Here is a 19,486-nt window from a genome sequence, read left to right on the forward strand (position 1 = left end):
TTGTTTTAAACTGAAATTATAAGAGAAGATTGCTTAAACACTTATATAAACATATTGAAACAAAGAAGTAGAATTTTATATCATTATAGAGTATTATGGTTTAAGCGAATAAATGTTCGGTTAATGAGGAGGCAGTAAATGGATAAATTTAAATTAATATCTCAGTATGAGCCAAACGGTGATCAACCTCAAGCAATTAAAGAGTTAGTTAATGGATTAAATAATGGTGAAAAAGAACAAGTGCTATTAGGTGCAACTGGTACAGGAAAGACGTTTACGATTGCCAATGTAATTAAAGAAGTAAATAAACCTACTTTAGTTTTAGCTCATAATAAAACTTTAGCAGGTCAACTGTATAGTGAATTATTAGAGTTTTTCCCAGAGAATTCAATCGAATACTTTGTGTCTTACTATGATTACTATCAACCTGAGGCTTATGTTCCATCATCGGATTCATATATTGAAAAAGAAGCAATGGTCAATGATGAAATTGATAAGCTACGACATTCCGCTTCATCCGCATTATTGGAGCGGCGAGATGTTATTGTTGTCGCATCAGTTTCTTGTATTTACGGGTTAGTGGATCCAGAGATGTATCGTAATCAAGTTTTATCAATTAGAAAAGGGCAAGAAGTATCGCGCGAAGAAGTATTGCGTCAGCTAATTGACATGCAGTTTGTTAGAAATGACATTGACTTTCAGCGGGGAACTTTTAGAGTCCGTGGAGATGTGGTTGAAGTGTTCTTAGCTTCGCGTGATAGTGAAGTGATTCGAATTGAATTTTTCGGTGACGAAATTGATAGAATTCGCGAAGTAGATGTAATGACAGGCGAGATTAAAAATGACGTCGATCATTATCCTATCTATCCCGCAACTCACTTCGTGGCTGACCAAGATCAAACATTACAAGCTGTTACTACGATTAAAGCGGAGTTAGAAGAGAGATTAGAAGAATTGCGTTCTGAGAATAAACTCTTAGAAGCACAACGTTTAGAGCAACGGACGACCTATGATTTAGAAATGCTCCTTGAGATGGGGTATTGTAATGGGATTGAGAACTATTCAAGACATATGGACGGGCGTGCGCCTGGAGAGCAACCTTATACGTTAATTGACTTCTTCCCAGATGATTTCTTGATTGTAGTGGATGAGTCACATATGACGATGCCACAAATTCGAGGGATGTATAATGGGGACAGAGCTCGGAAGCAACAATTAATTGATTATGGCTTCAGATTACCAAGTGCTTTAGACAATAGACCACTTAGGTTAGAAGAGTTTGAAAAGCATGTCAACCAAATCATCTATATTTCAGCTACACCAGGTCCATATGAATTAGAACATACTGATGACGAATATGTTGAGCAAATTATACGTCCAACTGGTTTATTAGATCCAGTTGTTGAAGTCCGACCAATTAAGGGTCAGATTGATGATTTAATTCAAGAAATTACGAAACGAACTGAGCGTGATGAACGTGTGTTTATTACGACCTTGACGAAAAAAATGTCTGAAGACTTAACGGACTATCTTAAAGAAGTCGATATTAAAGTCAAATACTTACATAGTGATATTAAAACTTTAGAAAGAACGGAGATTATTCGTGATTTAAGGTTAGGGATCTTTGATGTCCTTATTGGTATTAACTTACTAAGAGAGGGGATTGACGTACCAGAAGTGTCATTAGTCGCCATCTTAGATGCGGATAAGGAAGGGTTCTTACGAGGTGAGCGTGCATTAATCCAAACGATTGGGCGTGCGGCTCGTAACGAGAATGGGCATGTTATTATGTATGCAGATAAAATGACGGACTCAATGACAAAAGCTATTGAAGAAACTGAGCGTCGTCGTGAGATTCAAATCGCTTATAATAAAGAACATGGCATTACACCCAAAACGATTAAGAAAGAAGTTCGTGACCTTATTCGAATTACGCATGAAGTTGAAGGTGAAGAACAAGAAGAGAATATCTTAGCTCAATTCAAACAATTGTCTCGTCTTCAACGTGAAGAAGAGCTTGAGCGACTTGAGATGGAGATGCGTCAATACGCTAAAGATTTAAACTTTGAAGCGGCAGCTGATTTAAGAGATATAGTTATGGAACTTAAAGCGACTTTCTTTAAAAGAAAATAATTAAATTTAGGACAAAATACTTTTGACTACTTAATAGTTTGAAGTGTTTTGTTCTTTTTTATATTTTGAAACTTTTTAATTCAAATTTACTCATTAGATAAAATTTGAATTAATTAAGATAAAAGTAGATTTAGCCTTTTATAATAATAATGCTTCCTATATAATAATTTATTGAGGTCATTCTTAATCAGGAGGTAATATAATGCGACAACAGAAGAGAGTGCAAAGTTTTGATGGCTTAAAAGGTTTAGCGATTATGGCCGTCGTTGCTTATCATTTATTCCCTTCCATAATACCAGGCGGTTTTTTCATGGTGAATACATTTCTTGTTATTGGAGGGTTCTTTTTTGCAAGAAATATTGAGAAAGTTCAGCCGGTTAAAGCATCAATTCAATGGAAAGCGATCGGAAAGTATCTACTACATACGATAGAGAGGCTCTTTATACCACTCTTGTGGCTCTTAATAATTATCGTTGTCGGCTTATATTTGATCTATCCAACAGAATTACGACATATTCAGAGTGATATATTTTCTGGGTTGTTTTTTGTAAATAATATTTATCAAATAGTGACGGATCAATCTTATTTTGTACAAATGTCAGATGCATCGCCTTTTACTCATCTTTGGTATAATGCGATTCACTTACAATCAGTTCTAATCGCAACCGGTATCATCTTACTATTACAAAGATTAAAACTATCGATTCCTTCTAAAGGAATTATTTGGCTTTTTATTGTATTACTCAGTCATGTAGCCATCTTATTCTTATATACACCAGGCGAGGATCCAACGCGTGTTTATTATGGTATTGAAACCCGCTTTGCATCATTTGCAATTGGTGTAGCTGCAGCTTACATCACACCAACCATTTTAAATTTATTTTATAAATCTAGAATCAAACTGTTTGTATACAATTTAATAGCAATATTGTCTGCAGGGGGAATGATTTGGATTGTGTTCACTCAATCGGATCAAAACGAAGCGACGTATCTACTGTGGATGTCAGTATTTAATGTGTTGAGTATGTTACTCGTATTTTCAATTACTGTAGGAGCACCGACGGTAACAAGTTGGCTAAGCTTAAAGCCATTACATCTTATTGGTAAAAGATCATACTCTTATTATCTTTGGTATTACCCAATTATTGTCTTTTACTTAGCATTTTACCGTGAACTAGGAGAGAATATCACTGTTGACAATGTTCTATCAATTATTACATTAGCAATTGTTGGGGAGATTTTTTACCGTATTATTGAAAGCGGGGGCGTTAGAATTTGGTTTGGTTCTTCACTCCACTTTAAAGAAGATGCGGAAGATATCGGTCATATGATTGATCAGAGAAAATTCCTCCAGCCTAAGTTATTTATCTTTATTGCTTACGTCGCCTTGATGGTTTTATTTGTTCGAGGACTTATCTATTCAGCTGATAATAAACGTGTGTCTTTATTCGAATTAGAATATCAAGCTTTTCAGACAAAACCAAACTTATTGAATACGGCGTATCCATTAAGTCAGCCAATTATCCAAGTTGATGAAGATTTAGACCAAGTGGATGATACATTTGAGACGGTCTTCGTTAACGAGTTGGAAGTTGAAGATCCTGTAGAAACATTACAAAATATTTATTTTGAACAAGAAACATTGTCAGCGGAACTTCAAGAACTCATTGCTGAGAACCAAGAAGTGTTTGATGAATTTGAAGATTTAAATCCAATTGTATTCGATGAGTTGACGCCACAAGAATTATTATTTGCCACTGAAGTGCCAGTAACTTTCTTTGGAGATTCCATCGCTTTACACTTTACACCGAAAGTAGACGAAATTTTCTGGAATGGAAATATCTATGGTCAAGGAAGCTTGCAATTGTGGGATGCAAATGACAACTTACGTGACATGGTTCGTGATGGCGAAGTTCAAGAGAATTTAGTAGTTGTCCTAGGAACGAACGCAGGATTGGATCAAGAAGGAATGGATGAATTGATGTCCATTGCGGGAGAAAAGCGTAATGTATTCTTTGTAAATACAAACTCACGAGTGATGCACATTCAAAACGTGAATGACACAATTAAAGACACAGCTGAGAAATATCCAAATGCCTATGAAGTTGATTGGTATAGCTATCAACAAGGGAATCCTGACTGGTATACAGAAGATGAAGTCCATCACACACCAAAAGGAATGGAACACTTTGCTGTGATTGTCACTCAAACGATGTTTGAACATTTACCAGAGGAAACAATTGAGGAAATTGAATAAAAATTCTTGCATTTACATGACATATAGTGTAAATTATATCAAGTGGTAATCTAGCATTGTAAAAGTGCATGGAATACTATATAGTACCTATGCTCAGTTCAGCGAATCACCAACGCTTTTCTTGGCATCAGGGATAAAAAAAGAAAGAGGTGAAATGAGATGGCTTTAACAAAAGAACGTAAAACAGAAATCATGACAGAATTTGCTACTCACGAAGGGGACACTGGTTCTCCAGAAGTACAAATCGCTGTGTTAACTGCAGATATTAACTCATTAAACGAGCATATCCGCGAGCATAAAAAAGATTTCCATTCATACCGTGGACTAATGAAAAAAATTGGTCACCGTCGTAACTTATTAGCGTACCTACGTAACAAAGACGTAGCACGTTACCGCGAATTAATCCAACGTTTAGGATTACGTCGTTAATATGATATTAACTTCCGTTTCAGTGATGAAATGGAAGTTTTTTTGTAGATAATTATAATATATTGCCTTTTATGAGCGCAATTATATAGAGAATATGCTAAACTAATTAGTGTGTGTTTTGGTAATTATCAATATTGGTAGATCTACTATACAAGTATGAGTTTGTGACGAGACGCGTCATGAGTTGATATTTGTTTAGTAGTTCTCCAAAACACACAATTTATTAATCAAAGGAGAGATACCATGTTCGAAAAACATGTTTTTGAAACAACTATTGGTGGACGCCCACTGTCAGTTGAAATTGGCGAATTTGCTCGACAAGCGAATGGAGCAGTCCTAGTAAGATACGGAGATACCGTTGTATTATCTACAGCAGTAGCTTCAAGTAGACCTGTAGACGGAAACTTCTTCCCGTTAACTGTGAACTACGAAGAGAAAAAATATTCAGTAGGTAAAATCCCCGGTGGATTTATTAAACGTGAAGGTCGCCCGTCAGAGAATGCGACATTAACTGCACGTCTAATTGACCGCCCAATTCGTCCAATGTTCCCAGATGGGGTACGAAACGAAATTCAAATCGTCAATACTGTATTATCTGTAGACCAAGATTGCTCACCAGAAATGTCAGCAATGTTAGGTTCATCATTAGCCCTAGGTGTATCAGATATTCCGTTTAACGGACCTATTGCAGGTGTTAATGTTGGTCGTGTAGAGGGAGAACTAGTAATTAACCCAACGACTGAACAAAGCACCCTGTCTGATATCCACTTAACAGTTGCAGGTACTAGTCAAGCAATTAACATGGTTGAGTCAAGTGCGGAAGAAGTACCAGAAGATGAGATGCTTGAAGCATTATTATTCGGTCACCGTGCAATTAAAGAAATTAACGAATTCCAAGCGAATATTATTGAACAAATCGGTAAAGAGAAATTCGAATTAACAATTGTACAAAATGATGAAGAAATCATGGAAGAAATTTCTGGACGTTATCGTGAAGCCATGATTGAAGCAATTAAAACAGAGGAGAAAAAAGCGCGTGAAGATGCGATTGCTTTAGTTATGCAAGGTGCTGTAACATATTATGAAGAATTACATGCTGAAAACCCAGAAAAAGATGAAGTTCTTTCAGCTGTTAACGCTGCATTACAAGCCCTAGAAAAAGAAGTTGTGCGTCATTTAATTACAGCGGATCGTATCCGTCCTGATGGCCGTAAAGTGGACCAAATTCGTCCATTAGCTTCTCGTGTAGGCTTATTACCACGTACTCACGGATCTGGTTTATTCACACGTGGACAAACTCAAGCATTAACAGTAGCGACATTAGCACCTCTAGGAGAGCATCAAATTATTGATGGCTTAGGTATTGAAGAGTCTAAACGCTTTATTCACCACTATAACTTCCCACCATATTCAGTAGGTGAAACTGGACGTATGGGTAGCGCGGGACGTCGTGAAGTAGGACACGGTGCCTTAGGTGAACGTGCGCTTGCACAAATTATTCCAGATGAAGATGTATTCCCATATACGATTCGTTTAGTATCAGAAGTATTAGAATCTAACGGTTCATCTTCACAAGCAAGTATTTGTGCTGGAACATTAGCATTAATGGACGCAGGTGTACCTATTAAAGCACCAGTCGCAGGTATCGCAATGGGATTAGTTATGGATGGCGACAACTATACAATTCTAACTGATATCCAAGGTCTAGAAGATGCTCTAGGAGATATGGACTTCAAAGTAGCGGGAACTGAAAAAGGAATCACTGCTTTACAAATGGATATTAAAATCGAAGGAATTACAGAGCAAATTTTAAATGAAGCGTTAGTTCAAGCACGTCAAGCTCGATTAGCAATTCTAGAAGAATTAACTTCGACAATTTCTGAACCAAGAACAGAGTTAAGCCCTTACGCTCCTAAGATTGAAATGATTCAAATCAAACCAGATAAGATTAAAGTTGTTATCGGTCGTGGTGGAGATACAATCAATAAGATTATTGATGAAACAGGCGTTAAAATTGATATTGATGATGAAGGTAATGTAAGTATTGCCTCTACTGATCAAGCAATGATTAACCGTGCTAAAGAAATTATCGAACAATTAACACATGAAGTTAAAGCGGGAGAAATTTACGAAGGTACCGTTAAACGAATTGAGAAATTCGGTGCTTTTGTTGAGATTTTACCAGGTAAAGATGGTTTAGTTCATATATCTGAATTAGAGCATCACCGTGTAGGGAAAGTTGAAGATGTTATAGCATTGAATGATAAAGTTAAAGTTCGCGTTCAAGAAATTGACGATAAAGGACGGATTAACCTATCTCGTAAAGCTTTAATCGACAAAGAATAACACATACTATTAAGAGGCAAGTTTCACAAAAGGGAACTTGTCTTTTTTGTTTTTCTAAATAACTGCGGTATTGATTTATGATAACGAATCAATTTGAAATATTGGAGAAGCAATTTTTTATTTTATTCCTAACTGTGCTATAATGTGATAAGTATATTATCAAAATGAAACTAACTAAATAAAGAGGTGTCAAATGAGTAAAATAAAAATAATCCCGTTAGGTGGGGTGCGTGAAGAAGGTAAAAATCTTTACGTGGTAGAAGTGAATGAGTCAATCTTTGTTTTGGATTGCGGACTAGTCTTTCCAGAAGAAGAATTACTTGGTATCGATGCAGTCATCCCAGATTTTACATACTTAGTTGAAAAGAAAGATCAAATCGTTGGGATATTCCTGACACATGGTCATGATGATGCGATGGGTGCATTGCCATATCTATTAGAAAAGATTGATGCACCAGTATTCGGAACTGAATTAACAATTGAATTAGCAACGATTTCAGCTAAATCACAAGGATTGCATCAACATATAGAGAACTTCTTCAAGATTGATGAAGATGTTGAGATTGAATTTGAAGATGCGACTGTGAGTTTCTTCAGAACAACACATACAATTCCAGGTTCCGTTGGTATTGTTGTCTCAACGGATGAGGGGTCAATCGTTTATACAGGAGACTTTAAATTTGATCCAAGCGCGTCTGAACAATACAGTACAAATTATGGTCGTTTAACTGATATCGGTGAAGCAGGCGTTTTAGCTTTACTATGTGATTCTGCCGATGCGGAGAATGCGAATCCCTCTGTGAGCGATATGAAGATTACTGAAGACATGACTGAAGTCTTCCGGAATGAAGACGGACGTGTCATCGTTGCTTCAATTGGAAGTAATATCTCACGTATTCAGCAATTATTTTATGCTGCTAAAAATTCAGGTAGAACAATTTTCTTAGCAGATGACCAATTATACAAAATTGTCGATATTGCGATTCAATTAAATCAGATTAAAATTCCAAGTAAAGACATCATCGGACAAGTGAAAGATCTAAATAACACGCCTGATAACGAAGTCATTGTGTTAGAAACAGGTGACGTTGGCGAACCAATTAAGAATGTTCAATTAATGGCGACAAATCGTCATTCATTAATCAATATTAAAGATGGTGATTTGGTTTATTTAGCTACAACACCTTCAATTGCGATGGAAACAGTCATTGCCAAAACAAAGGATATGATTCACAAAGCTGGCGGAACAGTTAAGTCTGTAACAGATAACTTTAAAACATCTGGTCACGCGAATCAGTCAGATTTAAAATTAATGATGAACTTTATCAAACCTAAATATGTTATCCCTGTTAATGGGGAATCAAGAATGTTAGCCGCGCATGCGCGTTTAGCTAATGAAGTAGGCTATGAAGATAATCAAATTTTCCTTCCTTACATCGGAGATGTTATCGAGTACAATAAAGGTAAGATGACGATGACAGCCCAAGTACTTGCTGGAAATGTCCTTATTGATGGTATTGGGGTCGGGGATATCGGTAACGTCGTTCTACGTGATCGCCGTATCTTAAGTGAAGATGGAATCTTTGTAGTTGTCGCTACGATTTCGCGCCGTTTAGGTCGCGTTCTAGTCGGACCACAAATTACTTCTAGAGGTTTCGTGTATATGAAGACAAGTATTGATTTAATTGAAGCTTGTTCAGATATGACCTTAGATATTTTAGATGAACATTTAAATGGTGATAATTTTGACTGGAGTGAACTAAAAGGGGATCTTCGTGAGAAAATTGGTAAATACCTTTATAAAGAGACTCAACGTCGTCCGGTCGTCTTACCAATTATTATGGAAGCTTCAAATTATCAACCTAATAAAGAAGAAAAATAGGGGAGGTATAGAATGAATCAACGTACAAGAAGTATGCTATTGGATAGTTTATATGCGATTGTTCTGGGCTTAATTTTAGCCGTTGCTGCACAATATGTTAGCTCATTCATACCAGGTGATTATTCAGGTTTAGCGATGCTTCCATTAATATGGTTAGCGCTCCGTTATGGTTCACCACTTGCTATAATTTCTGCTTTACTGACAGGATTAATTGTTGGCTTTACACGACAAGGATTTACGGATTGGTTATCAATCCTCCTTGAAGAAGTCTTACCATTGTTATCTGTTGGTTTTGCTGGATTATTCGCAAAATATACACAAAAAACCCTTAATAACCGTCGATACTCATCTACTTACTTAAACATATTTACCGGTGCCTTACTTTCGACAGCGAGTTATATGTTTATCAAATTCTGGTTAACACCTTTAGCCTTAGATGAGATTAGTTTACTACAAATTAATGGTTGGGAATTTTGGTTAAGTTTAGTTGTGGTTTGGTTAATTATTGGCTTAGTGATCTTAATTATGGCTCGTAGTAATCCAAAACTAATTATTCCTAAACGAACAAAATATTTATCTCGTAAAGAAACATCATCGTTATTAAATGATTAATAAATTAAATGAAGTGTTGGTTATGATAATTGCCAACACTTTTTTATTTGTTGAATTGCAATAATTATTGCGACAATTTTTTATTTACTCAATTAATAAGAGTTCGTGTAAAAATACTTCCAAAGGTGTTTGGTAATCTAAGCATTTCCTAGGACGATTATTCATTAACCACAAAGCTTGGTTGAGTTCTTGGGAAATCACTCTAGCGAGGTCTGTTTTCTTAGGAAAAAACTCACGCAGTAAACCGTTAGAGTTCTCATTGGTTCCTCTTTGCCAGGCACTATAAGCATCGGCAAAATAAAAATCAATCCCTGCTGCTTCGACCTCAGGATAACAAGCAAATTCTTTTCCTCGATCTGAGGTAAAGGACTTTAAAGCTTCCTTAGGTAAGTTTTCTCTCAAATCTTCAATCGCAGTTTGCATAGCAACTTTAGAGCGATTTGGCATGGGTAAAGCAATATATATACGGCTTTTTCGTTCTGCAAAGCTCGCAAAACAACCTTTACTCTTACCTCGAGAAGAAACAACTGTGTCGAGTTCCCAATGCCCGAACTCTTTTCGATTCTTCACAGATTTGGGGCGTTTTGAGATGGGAGTGCCGATATTAAACTTTCCTCGCGTTTCTTGAGGCTCTCGACTTTTCCCTTTGTGTCTTAAGACAGTTAGGGGTACCTTTAAGATATCTTGGTAAATCCAGTTATAGATGGATTTAAAGGAAAGTTTTCCCTGATAATCTCGTCCAACAATTTGTTCCGGTGACCATGTACGTTCTAATTTATCTTGAATGTCTTTAAGTAGCTCGACCGTGTACTTAGGATTTCTACCCTTAAGACGTGCACGTTGATTGGCACCTTCATGGGTATCCTGAGCTTGGTATTGATCTGAAGGGCATCGTTTAAGTTCTCTATAAATCGTTGACCGATGGCGCCCGATTAATTGGGCAATGCGATTAATTTTATAACCTTCTTGATAGAGTATTTCTATTTTTGAACGTTCCTCTATGGTAAGATGTGTGTAGCTCATAACAGACCTCCGTGTGTATGTTTTTGTCGTTACTAACATTTTACACGAACCTGTTATGGGTTTCTTTATTTGTCGCACTTAATTTTACAATTCATCAAATAAAAAAATGATGCCATTTTATTACGGAGGTATGTTATGAAAGAAAAAATGATAAATAATTTAGAAGCACGGTTTAAAGAGGTATTTCAAAGCTCCTCAACAACCCAATACTTCTCACCAGGACGTGTAAACCTCATCGGGGAACATGTTGATTACAATGGAGGTCACGTACTTCCTTGCGCCATTACCCAGGGAACAATGGGGCTAGTGAGGTTGCGTGATGATATGACGGTCAATTGTATATCAGATAACTTTGATGAATTGGGTGTTATTTCGTTTGATTTAGACCAAGAGTTGATCTTTGATAAACAAGATAATTGGACGAATTATGTTAAAGGAATGATTAAGTTTGTTCGAGAAGCGGGGCACACAGTGGACCAGGGGTTTGACTTACTCATTTATGGAGACATCCCTAACGGAGCGGGGCTTTCGTCATCTGCATCTTTAGAATTATTAATCGGAGTCATATTAGAATCAGAGTTTAATTTAGACTTAGAGCGATTAGATTTAGTGAAAATTGGGCAAAGAGTTGAGAATGATTTTATTGGTTTAAACACGGGTATAATGGATCAATTCGCCATTGGTATGGGGAAAAAAGATCATGCCATCTATCTAGATGTAAATACGCTTGATTATACGTTAGTGCCGGCAGAATTTGGTGATAACGTCATCTTGATTATGAATACAAATAAACGCCGCGAGTTGGCTGATTCTAAGTATAACCAAAGACGTTCTGAGTGTGAGGCAGCGCTAGAGGAGCTTCAAACAGAATTAAATATTCAGACTTTAGGCGATTTATCGAACGAAGCATTTGATGCTAATACTGGACTGCTTAGTAATGAAACTTATTTAAAGCGTTCTCGACATGCAGTATACGAAAATACTCGAACACAAGAAGCAGTTGAATTATTGAAAGCAAATCAACTTGAAGAGTTTGGCCAGCTGTTGAATCAATCACATATTAGTCTTCGAGATGATTATGAAGTGACTGGTGCTGAATTAGATGCTTTAGTTGAAGCAGCTTGGGATCAAAAAGGCGTTCTTGGTGCACGTATGACGGGTGCCGGTATGGGTGGTTGTGCTATTGCCTTAGTAAACAAAGAAGCAGTGGAAGAAGCAATTAATCAAATAGGACAACGATACAAAGACCAAATCGGTTATGATGCGAGTTTTTATGTCGCTGAAGTTGGCGACGGCGCGAAGAAATTATAAAGCTGACTATTGATAGGAGGAATTTTGTGAGTTTAAACATTCAAAAAACAATTCATCAGTTCGTGGACAAAGCGGTCCAATTAAAAGTACTGGATCCGTTAGACCGTCATTATACAGTCAATCGCTTGCTGGCTATTTTAAATCTCAAAGAAGCAGGTTTACCTGAAGCGGCTCAAACAGATGTTAGTTTATTGGAATACATGGACAAGTTAGTTCAATATGCAAAAGACAAGCGAATTATTGATGTGACGCAATCAGAGACTGAGATGCTGGAAGCGAGAATCATGGATTTAATAACACCACTCCCATCGAGCTTGAATCAGAAGTTTTGGGACAAATATCAAGCGAATCCAGAACAAGCGACGGACTATTTTTACGAATTATCACAACAAAATGATTATATTAAAACACGTAATATTGCGAAAAATATTATCTTTACAGGACAAAGTGAGTATGGGGATTTGGAAGTGACAATCAATTTGTCAAAACCGGAAAAAGATCCGAAGGAAATCACGAAAGCATTAACTCAAGAAAGTGTGGACTATCCTAAGTGTGTGCTTTGTATGGAGAATGAAGGGTATGAAGGGCATGCGAATCATGCTGCGCGTCAAAACCACCGGATTATTCGTATTGACTTACCTGAAGAAACGTATGGTTTCCAATATTCACCGTATGTTTACTATAACGAGCATTCAATTTTTTTAAATGAAACCCATATGCCAATGGCGGTTGACCGTAAATGTTTTAATAATATCTTAGAAATTGTGAAAGTATTACCACATTACTTTGTGGGTTCAAATGCTGATTTACCACGTGTAGGTGGGTCAATCCTAGCACATGACCACTATCAAGGTGGGCGTCACGTATTTCCGATGGAAAAAGCTAAAGGCTTTAAGACGGTACAATTAAATAAATTTGATCAGGTTGAAGCTGAATTAGTTTATTGGCCGATGTCTGTGATTCGTTTAAGAAGTAATAAAGCAGAAGATTTAGTTGAAGCATCAACGTTTATCTTGGATCAATGGATGGCATATTCAGATGAGGACCTAGACATTATCGCTTATACCAATGAAGAGCGCCATAATACCATTACGCCTATTGCTCGGTTTAAAGATGGTAAGTTTGAGATGGACTTAGTTCTGCGTAACAACCGAGCGAGTGAAGAATATCCGGATGGAATCTTCCATCCGCATCAAGATGTGCATCATATTAAGAAAGAAAATATCGGTCTCATTGAAGTGATGGGCTTAGCGGTATTGCCACCAAGATTAGTGACTGAATTAGAGACGGTTAAAGCGTATCTATTAGGAAAAGGAACTATAGAAGAAGTGACACCTGTTCATCAAGAATGGGCTGTGGAGATGGCAAGCAATACGGAAGCAATTACTGAAGCGACAATCCAATCAGTGATTGAAGAGAATATGTCATTAAAATTTGCTCGCGTCTTGGAAGATGCTGGTGTATTTAAGCAGACAGATGAAGGTAGAGCAGGGTTTATTCGCTTTATCGATGCATTGAATCAAGTGTAAAGGATGTGAATAGATGAATGTATTAGTTATAGGTGGAGCCGGCTATGTTGGCTCACATGCTGTTAATAAGTTGATAAAAAAAGACTACAACGTTAGCGTCTTAGATAATTTAGTGACGGGTCACCGCGGTGCGGTAGATGAAGCGGCTACTTTTTATTTGGGTGATATTAGAGACAAGGCGATGTTGAATCAAATTATTCAAGAGGAACAAATTGAGGCTATCTTTCATTTTGCAGCCAGTTCATTAGTGGGCGAATCGGTTGAGAAACCGTTGAAATACTTCAATAATAACGTTGTTGGGATGGAAGTACTACTCGAAGCCATGCAAGAAAATAATGTGAAGAAAATTATCTTCTCATCAACTGCTGCAGTGTATGGGGATGTCCAAGCATCATTAATCACAGAAGATGAGCCCAAAGCTCCAACGAGTCCGTATGGTGAAAGCAAGTTGATGATGGAGAATATGATTAAGTGGTGTGATTTAGCACACGGGATTAAGTTTGTATCATTGCGTTACTTTAACGTCGCTGGCGCATTAAGTACGGGTGAAATTGGTGAAGATCATGACCCAGAAACGCATTTAATCCCAATCGTATTACAAACGGCTTTAGGTCAACGTGATGCAATGACGATCTTTGGTGATGATTATAATACGCCAGACGGAACATGTATCCGAGATTATGTGCACGTTGAAGACTTGATTGACGCACATATTCTGGCTCTAGAGTATTTAAATACGAACGGAAGATTTTATAATCAACTTAGCCACTTAAAATAAAAAAAGCCATGTGAATTTCATGTTATATTGAATGTACCACCAACCAATATAAGGAGAATTCACATGACCCAAGTAAATAGTAACACAGAATCACGCAAAGGCAAACACCTGACATATGGTGATATGAAGCAGATTGAAGCGTATAAGAAACTTGACCTTTCTAATCGTAAAATCGCAAAACAACTTGAAAAAAGTCCACAAACCATCAACAATGCGATCCATAACGGGACGACCAAACAAAGACGTCAACAGAAACAGAATGGTAAAGTCTACGTTCAATACTACGAAATCTATTCAGCGGATACGCATTTTGAAACGTATCTGAAAAATCGTTCACAGTGTGGACGACGTCCTAAATGGGTAGAGACAGATGAATTCATTGAATGGGCAGACCAGAAAATGCTTGAAGACAAGTGGTCTCCAGACATTGTCGTTCAAAAAGCCAAAGAGTTATTCCATGATTCGATTATTCCAAGTACTTCCACACTCTACAATTGGATTGATAGTGGGATTATGCGTACGAAGAATATCGATTTACTTGAGAAGGTTGGTCGCAAACAACGCACAACTAAAAATAAAGCGCGTCGTAATGTAAAGATCCTGGGGACCTCAATCGAAGAACGACCGGAGTCTGTTGAGGAACGCCAAGAGTTTGGTCATTGGGAAATCGATACGGTTGTCGGCAATATCAATGCCGCTGAACCTGTCTTATTAACGCTTGTAGAGCGAAAGACACGCTTTGAAAAAATCTTCAAAATTGCGGGTCAAAGAGCGGACGATGTTGATCAAACCCTTAAAATATTCATTGAGTCACTGAATGGATTAGAAGCAGAAATCTTTAAATCTGTCACCTCAGATAATGGGAGTGAGTTCGCAAACCTATCCAACTTGTCAGAGGAAACAGAGGTCTACTTTTGCCATCCCTATGCGTCATTTGAACGTGGAACGAGTGAGAATCAACATAAAATTATCCGCCGTTTTTTACCGAAGCACCATTCGCTTAAAGAAGTGAAAGAGAATCAAATCCAACGGATTCAACAATGGATGAACGATTATCCAAGAAGAATTCTTGACTATAAAACGCCGCATCAGACCTTTGTTCAAGAATTAAGGAAACTAGATTTAGATCTTGCGACTTAATCTTTCGCTTGGTTTTGGGCCATCCCTATACCAAGAAAAAAGCTGTAAGATAGCGTTCAATATAACTTTGTGAAATTCACATAAATAAATATTTTTAAGTGGCTAACTTAAACTTGAAATTTAGGTTTAAATACGAACACTGAAAGTCAGATATTTAACTTGGGTAGTAGTACTGGCTATTCAGTGAAAGAAATTGTTGAAGCGTCACGTAAAGTAACTGGAAAAGAAATCCCAGTAAAAATCGGTGAACGACGAGCTGGAGATCCAGCAAAATTAGTAGCCGCGAGCGAAAAAGCGCGTGAGATATTAGGATGGAAGCCGGCCTATGAAACGATTGAGGGTATTATTCAGACTGCTTGGAACTGGCATGAAGCTAATCCTGAGGGGTATGCTAATTAAAATATCAAAAACCTTGTGGCTACACTAGCTACAAGGTTTTTTTGAGTTAATAAACTAATTTATATGTTGTTGCACTTTCGAACTGTGTTCCTTTTCGTAAGATATCATTCCCAAAAGCACCATGATTAACCGCATCAGGTATTGTCTGAGTCTCAAGTGTAACTCCAGCGTATTGATGTAGTTCCTCACCCCAAATTTCCATTGGAGGATCTACGACACTATGTGTGTAAACGACAACTGATTCACAGTCTGTAGATACTTCGATGGAACGATTCAAGACAGGGACCGATAAGACAATAGGAGTATCTGAAGCATCTGCTTGTATAACAAAGGGGTGGTCAAATCCATTTTTCAACTCAACTTGAGCGTCATTTAATTTGAACTGATCTCCAATCTGTTTACCTTCACGTACGTCAAAAGCTGTACCCTCTACGCTTGATAATTCACCAACGGGTGTTCCTTCTGCTTTAACGGGTACATACTTATCCGCTTCGATCTTTAGTTGGTGATTAAGAATAGGCACTGTATGTGTTCCATTTAAGTTAAAGTAGACATGATTGGTCGGGTTGAATAGTGTGTCTGCATCCGAAGTAGCTTTATAAGTGATTTTCCATTCATTATCGACCGTATAAGTATGGATAACTTGAGCTTCTAATGTGCCGGGGAATCCATTCTCACCATCTTGATCAGTCAAGGAGAATGTAATACTAATTTCTGAGTCTGTTTGTATAATGTCGTATTCCCAATACCTCAAATCAAAGCCATTAGGTCCACCGTGTAAGTGGTTATCACCCTCATTTAGAGGGAGTTGATAGTCGTTTCCATCATTTGAAAATTGTCCCTTGCTTATTCTTCCCGCAATTCGGCCGATTGTTGCTCCGTAATAATAGCCTTTTCCTTTTTCGGCTTCTTGAGGGTTATCAAAACCCAGTATTAAGTTATCTGAGCCAATCTTCCATTGGTTGATTCGAGCTCCTAGATTGGTGAAAGTAATAATAACATCATTGTTTGTAATTTGAATTAAATCATACTCTTTGCCGTTGTATGATCCATATTTTTTAATAGTATAATCCATATTCAGTAAGCGCCTCCATTATTGTGATGTATCAAATTTAGCTTATTTAATCAACAAATACAAGAAGAAGTTATAAAATATACATTGATACTTATCAGAACTTAGAGATCAGTAATACCTATAATTTATCTTTCTTCACCCCCAATGTTATAATAATCTCAGGACGCTTTATACATCACAAGGAGGCATAACATGAAAGTTGGATTTATCGGTTTAGGTGTCATGGGGCAAAGTATGGCTGGACATATTCTAGAAGCAGGTCATGAATTATTTGTCTTTAATCGAACAAAGTCAAAAGCCAATAATTTAGTTGAACAAGGAGCAACATGGTTAGACACACCAAAAGAAGTAGCGGAAGCTGCTGAGCTTGTTATTACAATTGTTGGTTATCCAAAAGACATTGAAGAAGTTTATTATGGTGAGACTGGGTTGTTTGCGGGAGCACATTCAGGGAGTTTATTCATTGATATGACAACAAGTACACCATCTCTCGCTGTTCAATTGGCAGACAAAGGGAAAGAGTTGAATGTTGGTGTCTTAGATGCACCTGTGACAGGTGGAGATGTTGGGGCCCGCGAAGGTCGTCTAGCTGTATTAGTTGGTGGTCATGAAGCAGACCTTGAAAAAGCAAAAACAGTGATTGATACCTTTGCTACGAATGTGACGCATTTTGGTGAGCATGGAGCGGGCCAACACGCGAAAGCGGTCAATCAAATTATGGTTGCGGGAACGATGTTAGGTCTAGCAGAGATGATGACTTACGCAAAAACAGCCGAATTACCACTAGATAAAATAGTGAAAACCATTGGTTCTGGTGCGGCAAGTAACCGTTCTTTAGATAACTATGGGCCAAGAATTATTCAAGATGACTACACACCCGGCTTTTTCGTCAAACATTTTGTTAAAGATCTAAAAATCGCTTTAGATGAATCTAAGAAAATGGAACTGGAGTTACCGATGACTGAATTAGCGCATAAATTATATACGCAACTTGCTGAGGCAGGTCATTCAGATGAAGGAACTCAAGCCATTGTGAAGTTATGGTGGGACGGAGAATTCAATGGCTAAGACAGAGTTAATTATATTTGATTTGGATGGAACTTTAGTTGATAGTGAATCCGTGTACCAAATGGGTTGGGCGACGGTTCTTAAAGATTTTGGACATAACGTAGAAGTAGCAGATTTTGAACTCATGCGCGGTAAAGGTAGACACCATAATAATCAATATATCAAATCTTACTTAGGGACCGATATCCTCGTCCAAGAAGCAAGAAACTTACGTGAAGAATATTACTTCAACGCTTTAAACAACAACGAGGTTCAGCTTATGCCAGGGGCCTTAGAATTAATCGAGGAAGCGCTTGTACAAGGGATTACCTTAGCCGTCGCAACGTCTTCTTATCGAGATAGAGGAAAGGCGACCTTAGATCAATTCGGTCTTTTAAAGTATTTCACCTATCAAGTATTTGGCGATGAAGCAGAGAAGATGTCTTTAGACTTGCCGATGACACAATTGGCACATAAATTGTATACACAATTAGCAGAAATAGGTCATGCAGATGAAGGAACACAAGCAATTGTTAAGCTGTGGTGGGATTAAGATGAATATCAAGCAGCTAGAATTAATTATATTTGATTTAGATGGAACCTTAGTTGATAGTGAACAAGTCTATCGTCGAGGTTGGGTTGAAGTCCTTAAAGGTTACGGACATGAGGTGGATGAATCTGTTTTTGAAGTGATGCGTGGACAAAGCACTAAACATAATAATCAGATTATAAAAAATTACTTAGGCAGCGATCAATTAGTGCAAGAAGCTAGAGATTTACGTGAAGCATATTACTATGATGCTTTAGAAAAAGATACAGTCGCCCTAAAAACGGAGCGCGTGAGATGATTCTTGCCGCTTATCACAACGGCTTAAAGATAGGTGTAGCTACCTCGTCATATAAAAAGCGCGGTCTGGCAACATTGAAGCGTTTTGACTTAGCAAAATATTTTGACTATATGGTGTTTGGAGATGAAGTAAATCATGCTAAACCTCATCCAGAAATTTATAAAAAAGTATTAGAACAAGCTGGTGTAAGTGTCAATAGAAGTATGGCTGTTGAAGATTCTTCTTCGGGCTTACAGTCAGCTTTAGCAGCCGGACTAACGGTTTGTTTTGTGCCGGAGGGAGAGACAAGCCTAGATGGGATAGAAGGAAAGTTTAAAACATATACCTCTTTAAACGAAGTGCAACGGGAGCTATTTTAAAGGTTCCGGGAGAAGAAGCTGAAGCGCATAAAAAATCTGTATAGAAAATATAAGCAAGATAATTAAAATGTCATATCTTCACTTTATCACCAGTGTAGATATGGCATTTTTGTTATTCATCGATAATATTTGCAAACTTTTATTAGTAGTCAAATCGCGTTACAAAAAGATCCTCATATAATAGCACGAAGCAATTGCAAAGTGGCATAGTATAATCAAAATTCTAAGTGATTCGTTGTAAAGATAAAAGAAATATACAAAAATTGCTAAAGAAGTGAGTGAAATTAATTGTCTTTTTTCATACTGACCCTGCAACAA

Annotated in this window: 15 protein-coding genes and 2 pseudogenes; 15 read left to right on the forward strand and 2 right to left on the reverse strand. The window is 37.4% G+C overall.

Annotated elements, in window-relative coordinates:
* The first annotated feature begins 138 nt into the window (after positions 1 to 138).
* The 6 genes from uvrB (at position 139) to ACEN4N_RS03445 (ending at position 9,659) form a co-directional block, all read left to right on the forward strand.
* Entirely contained in the window at positions 139 to 2,133 is a 1,995-nt protein-coding gene (gene uvrB, locus ACEN4N_RS03420) for an excinuclease ABC subunit UvrB (protein WP_407093699.1), read from the forward strand.
* Positions 2,134 to 2,335: 202 nt separating this feature from the next.
* Positions 2,336 to 4,390: an acyltransferase family protein gene (locus tag ACEN4N_RS03425; protein ID WP_407093700.1), complete on the forward strand. Its 2,055-nt coding sequence runs from the start codon at positions 2,336 to 2,338 to the stop codon at positions 4,388 to 4,390.
* A 159-nt stretch (positions 4,391 to 4,549) separates the two neighbouring features.
* On the forward strand, positions 4,550 to 4,819 hold the full coding sequence (gene rpsO / locus ACEN4N_RS03430; protein ID WP_138405310.1) for a 30S ribosomal protein S15: 270 nt from the start codon (positions 4,550 to 4,552) through the stop codon (positions 4,817 to 4,819).
* A gap of 243 nt (positions 4,820 to 5,062) precedes the next feature.
* Positions 5,063 to 7,165, forward strand: coding sequence for a polyribonucleotide nucleotidyltransferase (gene pnp, locus ACEN4N_RS03435; protein WP_407093701.1), 2,103 nt, complete (start codon positions 5,063 to 5,065; stop codon positions 7,163 to 7,165).
* Positions 7,166 to 7,358: 193 nt separating this feature from the next.
* The gene (locus tag ACEN4N_RS03440) at positions 7,359 to 9,047 is read left to right on the forward strand and encodes a ribonuclease J (protein ID WP_407093702.1); all 1,689 of its coding nucleotides are present in this window, start codon (positions 7,359 to 7,361) and stop codon (positions 9,045 to 9,047) included.
* 12 nt (positions 9,048 to 9,059) lie between these two features.
* Entirely contained in the window at positions 9,060 to 9,659 is a 600-nt protein-coding gene (locus ACEN4N_RS03445) for an energy-coupled thiamine transporter ThiT (RefSeq protein WP_407093703.1), read from the forward strand.
* An 84-nt stretch (positions 9,660 to 9,743) separates the two neighbouring features.
* Here ACEN4N_RS03445 and ACEN4N_RS03450 read toward each other — a convergent pair whose 3' ends face one another.
* Positions 9,744 to 10,682 carry an IS30 family transposase gene (locus ACEN4N_RS03450; RefSeq protein ID WP_407093704.1) on the reverse strand — a complete coding sequence of 313 codons (939 nt, stop codon included), beginning with the start codon at positions 10,680 to 10,682 and terminating at the stop codon, positions 9,744 to 9,746.
* A gap of 135 nt (positions 10,683 to 10,817) precedes the next feature.
* Between ACEN4N_RS03450 and ACEN4N_RS03455 the strand changes: the two genes are divergently transcribed.
* The 5 genes and pseudogenes from ACEN4N_RS03455 to ACEN4N_RS03475 all read left to right on the forward strand — a co-directional run.
* Positions 10,818 to 11,993, forward strand: coding sequence for a galactokinase (locus ACEN4N_RS03455; RefSeq protein WP_407093705.1), 1,176 nt, complete (start codon positions 10,818 to 10,820; stop codon positions 11,991 to 11,993).
* Positions 11,994 to 12,019: 26 nt separating this feature from the next.
* Entirely contained in the window at positions 12,020 to 13,522 is a 1,503-nt protein-coding gene (gene galT, locus ACEN4N_RS03460) for a UDP-glucose--hexose-1-phosphate uridylyltransferase (RefSeq protein ID WP_407093706.1), read from the forward strand.
* 13 nt (positions 13,523 to 13,535) lie between these two features.
* Positions 13,536 to 14,279: pseudogene (gene galE, locus ACEN4N_RS03465) on the forward strand (UDP-glucose 4-epimerase GalE); the annotation flags it as partial.
* Positions 14,280 to 14,363: 84 nt separating this feature from the next.
* Positions 14,364 to 15,440: an IS30 family transposase gene (locus ACEN4N_RS03470; protein WP_407093707.1), complete on the forward strand. Its 1,077-nt coding sequence runs from the start codon at positions 14,364 to 14,366 to the stop codon at positions 15,438 to 15,440.
* A 126-nt stretch (positions 15,441 to 15,566) separates the two neighbouring features.
* Positions 15,567 to 15,839: pseudogene (locus tag ACEN4N_RS03475) on the forward strand (UDP-glucose 4-epimerase GalE); the annotation flags it as partial.
* 46 nt (positions 15,840 to 15,885) lie between these two features.
* On the opposite strand, the gene ACEN4N_RS03480 reads toward ACEN4N_RS03475, so the two are convergent.
* Positions 15,886 to 16,914 (reverse strand): aldose epimerase family protein, encoded by a 1,029-nt coding sequence (locus ACEN4N_RS03480; RefSeq protein WP_407093708.1) that lies wholly within the window; start codon positions 16,912 to 16,914, stop codon positions 15,886 to 15,888.
* A 192-nt stretch (positions 16,915 to 17,106) separates the two neighbouring features.
* Here ACEN4N_RS03480 and ACEN4N_RS03485 point away from each other — a divergent pair, with 192 nt between their 5' ends.
* From ACEN4N_RS03485 to ACEN4N_RS03500, 4 genes are read left to right on the forward strand one after another with little or no spacing between them, the layout of a single operon-like run.
* Positions 17,107 to 17,982, forward strand: coding sequence for an NAD(P)-dependent oxidoreductase (locus tag ACEN4N_RS03485; RefSeq protein ID WP_407093709.1), 876 nt, complete (start codon positions 17,107 to 17,109; stop codon positions 17,980 to 17,982).
* Positions 17,975 to 18,514, forward strand: a complete 540-nt coding sequence (locus ACEN4N_RS03490) for an HAD family phosphatase (protein ID WP_138405254.1) — start codon at positions 17,975 to 17,977, stop codon at positions 18,512 to 18,514. The genes ACEN4N_RS03485 and ACEN4N_RS03490 overlap by 8 nt, the downstream gene beginning before the upstream one ends.
* A 1-nt stretch (position 18,515) precedes the next feature.
* Positions 18,516 to 18,809, forward strand: coding sequence for an HAD family hydrolase (locus tag ACEN4N_RS03495; protein ID WP_171031362.1), 294 nt, complete (start codon positions 18,516 to 18,518; stop codon positions 18,807 to 18,809).
* On the forward strand, positions 18,806 to 19,168 hold the full coding sequence (locus ACEN4N_RS03500; protein WP_138405256.1) for an HAD family phosphatase: 363 nt from the start codon (positions 18,806 to 18,808) through the stop codon (positions 19,166 to 19,168). Before ACEN4N_RS03495 ends, ACEN4N_RS03500 begins: the two co-directional genes overlap by 4 nt.
* Positions 19,169 to 19,486: the final 318 nt, after the last annotated feature.

It is taken from the genome of Ruoffia sp. FAM 20857, from assembly GCF_045528645.1.
GTDB classification, from domain to species: domain Bacteria; phylum Bacillota; class Bacilli; order Lactobacillales; family Aerococcaceae; genus Ruoffia; species Ruoffia halotolerans.